This window comes from Sphingobacterium sp. lm-10 (assembly GCF_023554555.1).
GTDB lineage: Bacteria > Bacteroidota > Bacteroidia > Sphingobacteriales > Sphingobacteriaceae > Sphingobacterium.
Genome location: NZ_JAMJWC010000001.1, coordinates 2,264,096 through 2,277,637, shown reverse-complemented (window position 1 = coordinate 2,277,637; position 13,542 = coordinate 2,264,096). Strand labels below are relative to the sequence as shown.

Below are 13,542 nucleotides of genomic sequence, written 5' to 3'. Positions count from 1 at the left end.
GCGTCGTACCTCCTCGCAATGACGATGAGTATTAAACCTCCAGGCTTCATCCTTGCGACCCTGGGGTACGAAGGTGTGACAATCCATCACCAATGACGTAGGTCGGGCGATCCATCAGGTTGTAAAGATTGCCACGTCGTACCTCCTCGCAATGACGGTGAGTACTAAACCTCCAGACTTCGTCATTGCGAACCGGAGGGACGAAGGTGCGGCAATCTTTTAATCATCACGAAGACTACGCGTTGGATTCATCAAAGCCGCTTTTACCGATTCGTATCCTATCGTTAATAATGCAATGGTCAGAGCGATGGCAGATGCCAAGGCCGCAATCCAAATACTCATATCAATTCGATAAGCAAAGCCATTCAGCCATTGCACAGCGCCATACCAAGCGATTGGAATCGCAATAAGGATGGCTAACGCCAAGAGTCCAATGAAGTTTGTGCTTAAAAGTGTAATGATACCTACAATAGACGAACCTAACACTTTCCGGATACCAATTTCTTTAAAACGTTGTTCGGCCATGAATGCCGACAAACCGTACAAACCTAAACAAGAAATGAATATACCAAGTGCTGCAAATACCGCAAATAACTTACTTAGACGTTGTTCGCTCTCGTACAGCCGAGACAGTTCTTCATCGAAAAAGCCATAATTAAAAGGGTAGTCTGGATTTAATTCGGTATTCAGTGCTTTGACAGCAGCCAAAGTGGCTTCTAGCTTCCCGGGCTGTGTACGTATTACCGCCATCCCACCCCACTCGTTGTATTGCAACATCAGTGGCCCAACCGATTGACTAACCGGTTTGAAGTTGAAGTCCTTCACGACACCTACAATATTTCCTTTTTTGCTCCACACTGTAAAAGGCCTTCCGATAGCTTCCTCGGGCGTTAATCCCATTACTACAGCCATGCTTTCATTGATCATATAGCTGCTAGAATCCGTAAAAAGCTTAGAGAAAGTACGTCCTGCCAACAGTTCCATTCCAAAAACGGTAATAAAATCTCCGTCGACATCCATCATTGGCACTATTAATTCAGAATTGGGATCTTTGCCTTCCCACCAGTAATCTATTGTTCCACTGACCAAGTTCGAGGGCAGTGCATCGGTGATCGTGAAATTACTGGTTAAAGGATTTGCTGCTAAAGCATTCTTCCAAGTTTCTTGTTTTCTCCAAATCTCGCCACTCATGCTGACGTACAGAAGATTGGATTGATCAAAACCGTTGTCTCGGTTTTTAATGAACTCCAACTGTTTGTAAATAACGAGAGTGCCCACGAGTAAAAAGATAGACACCACAAACTGTAATACGACCAAACCATTTCTAAAAAGGCGATGACCGCTCTGTTGAGCCGTTAGAATTCCTTTTAAAATGTTGAGTGGTTGAAAGCCAGATAGGTAGATTGCCGGATAGCTGCCCGCAAATAGACCGGTAAAAATAACAATAGCTAGTAAGTACCACGCTATTTCTGAACTGAATAGCGAGATCGATAAATCTTTGCCTACCAAGACCTCGAATACCGGCAATAATAACATGACTAGTGCCAGGGCGATGATCACGGAAAGGGTAGTGATAAATAAGGATTCTCCTAAAAATTGTGTGATCAATTGCCGCCGCTCTGCGCCTACTATTTTCCGAAGACCTACCTCTCTGGCACGCCTCGCGGAACGTGCGGTAGATAGGTTCATGAAATTGATGCAGGCCACAATCAGAATAAACAGACCCACCAAGGATAGCGTGCTGACATACTGATAATGTCCATGTACGGCTACATCTACCTGAAAGTTTTGAGAATGCAAATGAATAGCTGACAATGGTTGGAGTGTGAAAATAGTTTTTGATATGGCGCCATCCACATGCGTTCTGTATTGACGGGTAATGTCTGCCGTTAAACTGGATAGAGCATCTTCCGAAGGCGTAAGATGTTCATCCAGTTGCAAATAGGTGTAGTAAATGAAATTACTCCAATTTTGACTCGGAAATTTCCAGTCACCCTCGTTCAAAGCCGAAATCGGTAGAATGTAGTCAAATTGTAAGTGAGAGTTACTTGGAAGGTCGGCTAATACTGCCGATACTTTAAAAGTTGTTTTATTATCCCGGGTCAATGTTTTACCCACTACATCTGTACTCCCGAAGTATTTGGTGGCCATCTTTTCCGTGAGCAGGATGGCGTCCGGATTTTGCAATGCGGTAGCGGGATCGCCCTTCAGCACGGTAAATGAGAAGAACGAGAGAAAGTTGGAATCGGCATAAAAACCTTCTTTCTCTTCAAACTTTTTTCCTTCGTTTTCGAATAAATGACTTACTCTATGCGTGAGGCGTAGGTAATCTTTTATGCCAGGAATTTTAGTCGCCAAGTCCTCACCTAATGGTGGAGGAGTAGTTGCGGCCACAAAATCCTTTGACACACCACTGGTCAATCGGTAGGTTTGTACGGCGCTTTCGTGGAATTGGTCGTAACTGCGCTCGTGGTTTACCCACAATAGAATCATAAAAGTGGAAGCTAACCCGATCGAAAGCCCCAGAATGTTGAGCAAAGAATAAGCTTTGTACCGCCAAAGGTTCCGATACATGATTTTGAGGTAGTTATTCCACATAGGTAGTACGTATTTCGATTTGACTATTTAGTAGCTAGTATTTATGCATGAGGTGTGTGTTGCGATTCCGCAGGATAAGCATACCTGCGGATGATTTCTTGCTTCCTATTTCTCACTTCTTTACTCATCTCTCAAACTCTTCACTGGATTTTGCAGACCCGCGCGAATGGCTTGTCCACTAACCGTTACGAGTGCAATAACCAAAGAAATAATGCCTGCAAGCGCAAAGATCCACCAGGAAATATCTATTCGGTAGGCAAATCCATCCAACCAGCGATGCATACCCCACCAAGCCAGTGGAGATGCGATTAGTAAGGCCACTAATACCAATAGGACAAAATCTTTTGATAACAATAGCACAATGCCAGATACACTAGAACCCAATACCTTCCGGATACCGATCTCTTTCACCCGTTGATTGATACTTAAAAGTGCGATCGCAAATAATCCCATGCACGATATTACGATGGCAATGACTGCTCCGCCTACGATAATATGAGCAAAGCGACGATCTCTTTTGTATAAATTTTCAGTGTTTTCATCCAGATAGGAAGCTTCACTGGACGCCTTCGGATTGATGTTTTTCCAAACTTGTTCTACCTCACGCAAAGCCACCGCCAAATTGTCGGTTTGCACGCGCACGAAGATGTATTCTATATCAAAACCAGTACTTGGATTTATGGACATAGTTAATGGCTCGATACGTTGTCTGAGGTCTTTAAAGTTAAAATCTTTGACTACACCGATTATGGTTGGTGTGCCGTCAATGTCGATCTTTTTCCCAATAATATCATTTATTCCACCTAGTGATGCCGCCATTTGTTCATTGATAATGATAGCACTCGTATCCGTTCCAAACGTGCGTGAAAAATCTCGTCCAGCCAATAAATCGATATCTAGCGCATCCAAATAGTCGTAATCGACCCGCAGAAAATGCGTAGTAACTCCGCGGCCTTCGTGGTCGAACCCAATCTTTGAATTGGAAGTACTACCATCTCGGCCACGCCCCATGTTGATATCTGTACCTGTGACATGAGTTACAAAAGGAACTTTTGCTAAGTCGGCTCGCATCCTTTCCAGCGCTTGTTGATGGTCGATGCCACTACCTATAGGTATGCTGATCACTTCTGTTTTATTGTATCCAAGCGAACGATTGGATAGGTAGCTCAACTGTGTGCTGATTACAATCGTACCAATGATCATAAACGTGGCAATGGCAAATTGTACTACGGTTAGGGTGTTTCGCAGGCCATGCTTGGTGCTGCCCGATGAGGTTCCTTTCAAAGCCTCGATCACATTAGATTGTGCATTTTTCCAGGCTGGATAGCCTCCGGCAATCAATGCAATCAATAGAAAGGTCAACGTAAATAAAGTGAGGTTGACGGAATTAAACAATTCTGCCATCTTCAGGCTGTATCCCATGTTCGCATTGTATTGGGGTAGTATTACCCAGGCCAGTAGCAACCCAAAGAGTAGCGCAGCAGCAGTTATCAAAAGAGATTCCACCCAAAATTGCGTAATTAACTGTCCATTAGTACTACCGAGCGTTTTTCTAGTGCCTACTTCGCGTTTACGAGTGATGGAATTGGCTAAAGATAAGTTGATAAAATTGGAACAGGCGATGAAAACCATCAATCCGGCAATTCCGATCAACATCCAAGGGAAAGTGGTCGATCCAGCGTCCCCTAAACCAAGATCATTCAAGTGATAATCACTAAAAGGAAGGGCTTGCAACGTGATATAATCTCCGTTTACATCCGCGGTGGCACCGTCTCTTTTCAATTCATCTGTTTGTGTTTTAAAATGGCTGTCGATAAATGGTCTGGCTTGGCTACCAAATACAGCGGTTTCTTTTATTGGCAAACCCGTCTTCACAAACACTTTGTGATCATTATGATTCCAATGTTCTATGTTATTTATGTAGTTTGGCTTGTGTTCAAAACGGATTAAAGAAGAAAATTGTAGGCTAGAATTCTTTGGGATGTCCGCTAGTAAGGCAGATATGATCTTGGTGGTCCAGGCGCCGTTGAGGTATACCTCAACGGATTGCCCTACCACATTACTTTTGCCGAATAACGAGTTGGCCAGCTTATCAGTGATTACGATGTTATCCAAATCCTTCAGTGCATTGTCTGAGCCTGACTCCAAGGCGAAGTCGAAGATGGTTAGAAAGTCGGGGTCAACAAATTTGCTATCAGAGCTTAGTTGCTTATCTCCATTCCGAAAGAGAAGCCCACCATTGTAACAGCGGGATACGCCTTCCAAACCTGTGATCTCCGCCTTTAATGTTGGAGCCAATGGCGTAGGCATGGGATCAGCGTGGGTCAAACCCTCTACAGGATTTGACTGGAAGTAAAGCATACCGATGCGATCACGATCTTGATGCTGATCGTCGAAAGACAACTCAAACATAGCCGTTAAAAACAATAGGGTAGCCACTCCAATAGCTACTCCCATGCCAAGTACATGGATCGCAGCAAAGCTTTTTTGGCGCCGAATGTTTCGCCAGGCTGTTTTGAGGTAATTTTGCATGTTGATACGGGTTTTTATAGCCAGTTTAGGTTCACTGATCCGGCAGAAGTAGTCGCCGTCACACTGTGTCCACCTCCATTTACACTGCCTTTTACTTTATCTCTTTTAGTACTTCCTGAAAAGTTTTGCAAGTTGTCGATATTCACTTTGTTGCCGCTCAAGTCCAAGTCATAGCCGCCTTTTGGCAAACTCAGGTTAATGCTTCCTGCGCTCGTGCTTAATCTCACCGGATTCGTTATTTTAGTAAGTGATGCGGTAACGCTGCCACCCGATGTAGCCGCCTGAATATCTCCTTCTGAATTTTCTAATTTGATGGATCCTCCGGAAGTAGAAGCGTCTAGCTTTCCTACGACTTGCTTTCCGGTAATTGATCCGCCAGAGGTTTTTGCTACGATAGTACCGTTCAATTGCTCCATCGTGATCGATCCTCCTGAAGTAGAAATTTGAATAGTGCCTTTTGAAGATTTTGCAGTAATGCTTCCACCAGATGTTCTGCCGTTTATGTTACCATTCAGACTGGTCAACGTTAAGCTACCTCCGGAAGTAGCGAAATTCTGGTCACCGGTTAGGTTGCTCATGCTAATGCTACCGCCAGCGGTTTTTACCTGTGAAGTCACTTTGGTAGGTACATGGATTATGTACGATACTGATAGCGGGTTGTTGCCACTACGGCCAGATTTGCGTTTCACCTTCGCGACTAATGTGCCGCCTTTCATGCCCAACTCCAGGTCGTATTCTTTTTCAAATAAAGATTTTAGATCTCCGTTTCCAGAAAGCAGCTTATTGCCGTTGGGATTCAAGATAACATCTACAGAAGCTTCTCCACTGGTGCCTTCTACACGGATGGAGCCGCCAACCGTGCTGGCGTCAAGTGATTTAATGCTTGATGCAGAAAATTTCTTCTGCGTGTAAGACAGGTTTTTTTGTTGTGCTTGTAATCCGAAAAGACTAACAAAGAAAAGCGTGGTTAAGATAAGGTAACGCATAATTTGGTGGTGTTTGTTTGAATAAAATAGTTGTTATTTATACTGATAAGTTATATGTGTTTTATTTGTCTTTCAGAGGCCATATAGAATATTCATCGGTGTTTGTGCTTGCAGAACGTGAATATTTTACTTGATGTGCCTACTCATTACGTAAGCTTTGGATTGGATTCGTGAGGGCTGCACGAAGTGCCTGCCCACTGATGGTTAATAATGCTATTAGCAAAGCAGCGAGTCCTGCTACGCCGAATACCCACCATTCTAATTGGATACGGTACGAAAAATCGGATAACCAATTGTGCATCGCCCACCAGGATATTGGTGTGGCGATGACAATTGATAAACACACCAATTTAATGAAATCTTTTGAGAGTAAGAGTACGACGCTACTTACGCTGGAACCCAATACCTTACGGATTCCAATTTCCTTGATACGCTGCTCGGCGGTAGAACTGGCCAGGCCAAATAAGCCTAGGCAGGAGATCAAAATAGCTAGTCCGGAGAACAGCCCTGTGATATTGGCCGTGCGTGTTTCATCTTTATACATGCGAGCTACATGTTCATCTGTAAATTCATACACAAATGCGCCATCTGGTACATGCTGCTTGAACACCTCTTGCACCTGATCCAAAAAAGTACTGACCTGTGCTGCCTGAAAACGAACGAATAGATATTGTTGGGACTCTGATGGCCGATTCATACGATAATAAAGGTAGCCACCAACTGATTCTTTTAGCGAAGTATAGTTGAAGTCTGTCGATACACCAGATATGATGGAACTATTAGGCCGCATTTCTGTAATGATTGGCTGGCCGATCGCATCTTCGGGATTGGCGTAGCCTAAATATTTTGATACGGTCTCATTAATTATTACATAGCAGTTGGTATCAGTCGGCGATAAATTTGCTGGCAAATCTTTTCCTGCTAAAAGGGCTAATTGGAAGGTTCCTGCTATCGGTCCATTGACACTATTTGTCAATACATCCAAGCCGTTTTTATCGGTAACTCTTTTGGAGACATTTTTTCCACTCTCGCGCATACCCATCAAGCTTTGTGCCGCTACCAAATCAGTCGTAGAAGCCAGACTACGAAGCCCGTCGCTTAAAGATTGGAATTGTGCTTTGGAAGAGACAGAATTGATGGAGACAGCAACCATCCCTTCAGGCTTGTAACCCAGGTCTTTCTGTTGAACATAGCGCATTTGCTGTGCTATGATAATAATGGAAGCTAATAGAATAATAGAAGCCGTGAATTGGCACACTACCAAAATACGGCGCATGCGATTAGCAAATACATTCTTTAGGGCGCTTTTGTTCATCAAGATGAGAGGACTAATCCTATTCATATAATAAGCAGGGTAACTACCTGCCAATAGTGTGATGCCTATCCAAAGTGCGAAGGTAATACCCAATAATTGTGGATTCCATAATGCCTGATAACTCCAGCTTGTTTGCGTAATTTTTTCGAAATAAGGAGCCAACAATAGCGCCATTCCGTACCCCAGTACAATAGCCAATAGCGTTACCAAGGCTGCTTCAGTATAGAATCTCGCAACGACCTGTTTGCCCGTAGCACCCAACACTTTAGATACACCGACATCTTTCGCATTTTTGGAAGAACGCGCTGTAGCCAAATTCATATAATTGATGCAGGCAATAAGTAATGTAATTGCAGCGAGAAGTACTGCTAGCTTTATGGTAACATGATTTCCAGAGCGTACGGAGTCCCAATCTTGTAAATCAGTGGAATACAGATGCACATTTGCCAATGGCTGTAAGAAGAGCCGCTTTAGAAAACGATTGTCTGACATGTATTTATCCAGTAAGGCATCGGTTTGCTGCTCCACTAGGCTTGGATCTGCAGTAGGGTCCAACAAGCAGTACGTGTCATAGCTGGCATTAGACCAGTACACGTTTTGGCCCATCCAGCTATCCATAATGTTGTATACCATATTGCAGTTCAAGGTGCTATTTTCTGGAAGATCCTGAAATACGCCTGCCACACGCATGGTATCTTGATTATTGATAGTCAATAGTTCATCTACTACCAAACGTTCTCCAAAAATTTTATCACGCGTGGATGCAGAAATTACTATATTTTTTGGATTATCAAACACCTGGCGTGCATCGCCCTCAATGAAATGGAAGTCGAAAATCTGGAATAGGCTAGAGTCCGCTAAATACAACGCAGACTCACTAAAGGTCTGGTCGCCTACACGAATAGAAGCAATCGTGCCGAAATCGCGTTTTACTAAGCGTGTGGTATTTTTTACTCCCGGTACTTCGGCCAGCATGGCGGGCGCAACAGAGTTGGGTAATTGAGGCGTTTTGATATTGTTGTACTCTGAATCGAATTCTGTATTTACGCGATAGATATGTCGCCAATTGTTGTGAAACTTATCGTAGCTTGTTTCTTTCCAAACAAAGGACAGGAGTAGAATCGTAACTGCAAAAGCCGTAGCCAAACCAACTATATTTAATAGACTGAAGAGTTTATTGTTGATGATATTGCGCCAGGCTGTTTTGATATGCGATGTCATGCGTCGTTATTTTCTGGTTTTTAAGTGGACGTTGCTAACTACACTTCTCGTGCAGCGCTACGCCGATAAGGTCGTACCAAATTTGACACCTAATATTTAAATAGTTGATAATTAGTTTTTTGTGTAATTTTATGGGGTTGAATAGTGTTCGATACCGGACAAATTTTCGTTCGATACCGAACAGCTGTTTGATCTCTGCCAATAATTCTGTATCTTATAGTCAATACCTAAAAAATATATGAAAGTACTCAACTTAGTAGTGATTGTAGTAGTAGCTATTGGAATCATCTTGGGATTAATGTTTGGTTTGCCACGATATAATGTATGGCAACAGGAAATGGCAGGCCGGGCTCGTTTAGCAGAAGCTACGCAATCCCGTCAGATTCTAATTGAGCAGGCGCGCGCAGAAAAGGATGCCGCACTCTTGCAGGCAGAAGCGATCAAAATCATGGGCGAGGCGGCACAGCGCTACCCCGAATACCGTAAACAAGAATTTATTGGTGCATTTGGTGAAGCCCTAAAGGCGGGCAAGATCAACCAAGTTATCTACGTGCCAACCGAAGCCAATATTCCAATTTTGGAAGCTGGTACGCGTGCCGATAGATAACTTCATGGAGTCCGTAGGTTAAGGTTTAGCTTCGCAGAGCGCCATATTGACCATGGCGCCTGCTAAGTTACCCGTATATACAGCACTAGCTACCGAACGCATTGGGTTGGAAATATCCCCACATGCATATACACCAGAAGCAGTTGTTTTTTGGAAAGCATCGACTTGTAGCAGTCCCATCTCGGTTTTACTGCAGCCGAGTTGCTCTCCAATTGTATGATGTAGATCAAATGGCACTCGTGCATACAGCGCGTCTAATGCAATCATTTCTCCATTTTCTAACCGTAACTGTTGCAAATTGCCATCTTGATGCTGAATTTTACTGATTTTTTGCGTGTTAACCTTGATATTAAGCTCCTCAAAATTCATTAGCTGCGTTGCATCAAACGGAGTGTTGCCATTGGTGAATAGGGTGACATACGAAGTAAGATTTTTGACCAAACCAGACAGATGAATGGCAGCTGTTGGATCCTCGGGCACAAGAATACCCGTGCGTTTTCTGCGAAACTCATATCCATGACAGTAAGGACAATGAATCACCGATACTCCCCAACATTCAGAGAAACCAGGGATCTCTGGCATAATGTCCCGGATACCTGTAGCTAGGATTAGCTTCCGTGTTTGATAGTGTAATCCATTCGCTGTATCAACTACAAAAAGCCCATTCAATTGGCTAGCTGTGACTACGGAGTCGGACGCAAACTCAATGGTATTATACTGTGCTACCTGTTCTCTCGCTATTGCCGAGATTTCTGCAGGAGTCTTACCGTCCTGTGTTAGAAAATTGTGAGAATGTGGCGTTTGGCGATTACAGGGCCTCCCGTTGTCAATAATTAAAACATTTCTCAACGACCTGCCTAATGCCATAGCCGCAGATAGTCCTGCATAACTTCCGCCTATTATGATGGTGTCGAATACCTGATCGTGTGTCATAATTGTTGAATTTTAACGTTTTTCGTAGTGCATCAAAGATATTCTGAATAACCATCAAATGCAATTAAATTGCTTTTATATTTTACAGGCAATTGTCATAATATGATGTATGTAGACGATTTTTTTAAATAACTCCGGTAGTTGAATGTTGAGTAGCATTTTAACAACACAAAAAAAGGATAGTCTCTTTAGAACTATCCTCTTTTTGTACCTTCATAAAGTAAGGTGCACTTATGCATGCTGACCTTTATGCTTGCCTTCGGCATACTCTTCTACAATTTTTTTGTTGAATGCCGGAAGGTCTTCCGGTGTGCGGCTGGTTACTAAACCTTGATCCGTCACTACCTCACTGTCTTCCCACTGTGCTCCTGCATTGATCAAATCTCTTTTAATTGCACCAACAGAGGTGATTTTACGTCCTTCGACTACTTCGGCATCAATTAGTACCTGCGGACCATGGCAAATGGCAGATACCGGTTTTCCTGCCGCGAAGAAGGCTTTTACAAAAGATAAGGCTGATTCATTTACTCTTAATTTATCAGGATTAATGACTCCACCCGGAATCAGCAGTCCATCGTAGTCATCGGCTGAAGCACTGTCGAGCGCTTTGTCTACTTTATAGTCTCCTTTCCATTCATCGCCTTCTTTTGCTCGTACGGAATCGCTTTTTGGAGATATAATGTGTACTGTTGCGCCTGCTTGTTCCAAAGCCTCTTTTGGACTCGTCAACTCAATCTCTTCAAAACCATCTTCTGTCAATATCGCTATTTTTTTATCTGTCAATTTTCCCATAATGTCTTATTGTTTTTAATATATACTGATCGTATTCCAATGTATCCTCAAAGGATATTTTATCTGTATTAATACTGATTTTACCGTATGCCTTTTTATGGCTATACATGTGTGATAGGCATTTATGCCTAATAACCTGATAAATTATACTAACAGCTATGGCGTAACTGGTGTTTCCGTCATCGGATTCAGAGAGTCTTCCGATAACGTGTCTCTAGCTGAAGTGTCGGTCATAGGCATGGGATTTACCTCATTTGGTGTGTGATCTAAATTATCTCCACGTTGTGCTTCGGGATTAGCGCATGATATAGCACCAAAAATACCCGTTGCTGCTATTGCTAATAAATATGATTTCTTCATAACATTCCTTGCTTTGTTTATGTATAGAACAGGAAGCGGAAAGAAATGTTACCCCCAAATTTCAATTTGGGGGTTTGTACTCAGGTGGTTACCGTATTTAGCGATGAATACTGCGTGACCTACGAAGATGCAGGATTAGGTCTCGCTTTAAGCTAAGAGGTGGTAAATGGTACCGCAATTTCCAGATTTTCCCACAGCATTTTGACGACTCCATTTTGTTCATCGATAGCTTCAATTACGTATGTAAGTCTCGGGGTCGCCTCGTGAGATTTTGGACGAATGGTCGTGCGTAGTACATCCTCATCCTCACTGTAATCATCTGCCAGATGTTGTTCGTAATTTTTATTTAGGATAAAGGTCCAGTCTTCTTTTTCAGGAATAGTAAAAATAGCATATGTGCCGGCTGGTACTGTGTGCCCATCAATCACAATGTCCGAACTAAATAGGATGCTGGTGGCCATATGGGCTCCTGTCACCCAAACCTGTCCATACGGTACTAAACCTCCCCAGATCACCCGATCCTTCACGCCGGGCGACTGATACGTGAGGTGTACATGTGTAGTCCCCACATTGGTCATGGTAACGCGTTTTGGACTTCCCTTCAACGTGTCTGGAGCGATTAAGCCTCGGTTTAAGCTATCCACATATCCTTGACTGCTGCTGGATACGGAACTTTGATGATGCTTATGAGCGTCTGCTTGGGCATCTGTATCGTTTTTTTTCTGTTCTCCGCAACTAGAAGAAAGTAAAATTAACAGAGCTGCTTGGCTAAATAGAATGGATTTATTGTAAAACATATATAAATAAGGGGTTAAGATTCTTGTTTACGGTAGCGCTCCGGAGATGCACCGGCACCTTTTTTGAAAAAAGTGTTGAAGTAGGAGGGGCTTTCAAACCCTAAGCTATAAGCAATTTCCGCAATAGAGCTGCTGGTGTATATTAGAAGCCTTTTTGCCTCCAGCAAGATACGTTGTTTAATGATCTGTCCGCTAGTTAATGCTTGTTGTCCTTTGCACAGTTTGTTCAGATAGCTCTGTGAGATATGTAATTTTGCTGCATAATAAGATGGGTTTTTATGCTGAACGTAATGTTGATCTACCAACTGTATAAACTGCATCACCTTTTCATTGTACTGCATTAACTCATTATTCTGGGCTGCTGTGCCATAACATTTTTGGGTTTCGTGAAGCAAAATATTCAAGTACGATCGTAGTGCATTTTTTCGCTGTATATCAAGCTTCTTCTCTTGCAACATAAAGGTCAGCAGGGTTCGCCACTTATACTGATTCTCTTTAGGAATTTCAAAATGATAGATTTGCCGTGTCTGGTAAAAGGCAAACTGCCGTAGCACATTGCTATTGTAGCGCAAGGAGAAAAAGCTTTCTGTAAAGCAAATCAAATAGCCTTTAGTGCCAGTCTTTAATTGCATACTGTTGACTACTAATGGTCGATTGACTAAGACATGGTAACTATTCAGTTGAATATGCTGACCTTCAGTATGTATCATAGCAGTACCTTGTAACAGCAGTAAAATGATAAAAAAGTTTGGTCGATGTACCTGCTCAAACTGCAACAAAGCATCTATCTCAACACTTAGGTCAACAAGGCAAAAGTGATCAGCACCTTGCTGTACGTTGTTAATTTCCAGTATGGGTAATGTTGGTTCCATAGCCCGTTTTTGCTCCGTATGGATTTAGTATGGTAAAAGGATTTTCCTGGCAATATTTGCCGGAGCCTTTCCTGTGTAATAAAAATAAAAAGAGGTATGTGTTATCAGAGAAATTTAAGCCAATGGCGGGCGAAATAGTCTGCTGTGAAAAGAAAATGCATACTGCGATGGAGACCACAATGACACCTCATCTTGAGGTTGATCAATGTGTTCCGGAGTAGGTAAATAGAAGTCGAATGGAGGCAAAATGTAGGTGGATACCTGCATTAGATGATTAAGTGCCTCGTCTTGCTGCTCTTGTGCCTGTTTCAATTTTTTCATCAGAATACATTCGCCGCCGCAAGCAGAATTTTTTACGTTGCGGTACGTACAAAGATTTTGTGAGATGTAATCTCTGTTCGCATAGAAGCCTGCATACACCCCCAACACAGATATACTCTGTGCAAAAAGTAGTACACTCATAATGATTACAATGCAACGCTTCACGACTACAAAGGTATTGTTTCGGCAGGAGATTTAATAATGCATA

The 13,542-nt window shown here is 42.7% G+C and carries 11 protein-coding genes; 1 reads left to right on the top strand and 10 read right to left on the bottom strand.

Going from position 1 to position 13,542, the window contains the following annotated elements; translation table 11 throughout:
- Positions 1–219: 219 nt before the first annotated feature.
- The 4 genes from M8998_RS09200 to M8998_RS09185 all read right to left on the bottom strand — a co-directional run bounded on the left by M8998_RS09200 (position 220) and on the right by M8998_RS09185 (position 8,652).
- Positions 220–2,598, bottom strand: a complete 2,379-nt coding sequence (locus M8998_RS09200; RefSeq protein ID WP_249992272.1) for an ABC transporter permease — start codon at positions 2,596–2,598, stop codon at positions 220–222.
- Positions 2,599–2,718: 120 nt separating this feature from the next.
- Positions 2,719–5,130: an ABC transporter permease gene (locus tag M8998_RS09195; protein WP_249992271.1), complete on the bottom strand. Its 2,412-nt coding sequence runs from the start codon at positions 5,128–5,130 to the stop codon at positions 2,719–2,721.
- A 14-nt stretch (positions 5,131–5,144) separates the two neighbouring features.
- Positions 5,145–6,116, bottom strand: a complete 972-nt coding sequence (locus M8998_RS09190) for a DUF4097 family beta strand repeat-containing protein (protein ID WP_249992270.1) — start codon at positions 6,114–6,116, stop codon at positions 5,145–5,147.
- A 139-nt stretch (positions 6,117–6,255) separates the two neighbouring features.
- Entirely contained in the window at positions 6,256–8,652 is a 2,397-nt protein-coding gene (locus M8998_RS09185; RefSeq protein ID WP_249992269.1) for an ABC transporter permease, read from the bottom strand.
- Between the two features lie 238 nt (positions 8,653–8,890).
- Here M8998_RS09185 and M8998_RS09180 point away from each other — a divergent pair, with 238 nt between their 5' ends.
- Entirely contained in the window at positions 8,891–9,259 is a 369-nt protein-coding gene (locus M8998_RS09180; protein WP_249992268.1) for an SPFH domain-containing protein, read from the top strand.
- Positions 9,260–9,277: 18 nt separating this feature from the next.
- Here the strand turns inward: M8998_RS09180 and M8998_RS09175 are convergent, their stop codons facing one another.
- The 6 genes from M8998_RS09175 to M8998_RS09150 form a co-directional block, all read right to left on the bottom strand.
- Positions 9,278–10,192, bottom strand: coding sequence for an NAD(P)/FAD-dependent oxidoreductase (locus tag M8998_RS09175; RefSeq protein ID WP_249992267.1), 915 nt, complete (start codon positions 10,190–10,192; stop codon positions 9,278–9,280).
- Positions 10,193–10,423: 231 nt separating this feature from the next.
- The gene (locus tag M8998_RS09170; RefSeq protein WP_249992266.1) at positions 10,424–10,984 is read right to left on the bottom strand and encodes a type 1 glutamine amidotransferase domain-containing protein; all 561 of its coding nucleotides are present in this window, start codon (positions 10,982–10,984) and stop codon (positions 10,424–10,426) included.
- A gap of 156 nt (positions 10,985–11,140) precedes the next feature.
- Positions 11,141–11,344: a hypothetical protein gene (locus M8998_RS09165; protein ID WP_249992265.1), complete on the bottom strand. Its 204-nt coding sequence runs from the start codon at positions 11,342–11,344 to the stop codon at positions 11,141–11,143.
- A 152-nt stretch (positions 11,345–11,496) separates the two neighbouring features.
- Positions 11,497–12,141, bottom strand: coding sequence for a DUF2911 domain-containing protein (locus M8998_RS09160; RefSeq protein WP_249992264.1), 645 nt, complete (start codon positions 12,139–12,141; stop codon positions 11,497–11,499).
- Between the two features lie 14 nt (positions 12,142–12,155).
- Positions 12,156–13,013: a helix-turn-helix domain-containing protein gene (locus tag M8998_RS09155; RefSeq protein ID WP_249992263.1), complete on the bottom strand. Its 858-nt coding sequence runs from the start codon at positions 13,011–13,013 to the stop codon at positions 12,156–12,158.
- A gap of 114 nt (positions 13,014–13,127) precedes the next feature.
- A complete protein-coding gene (locus M8998_RS09150; RefSeq protein WP_249992262.1) occupies positions 13,128–13,475 on the bottom strand; it encodes a hypothetical protein in 348 nt (115 codons plus the stop codon).
- Between the last annotated feature and the right edge of the window lie 67 nt (positions 13,476–13,542).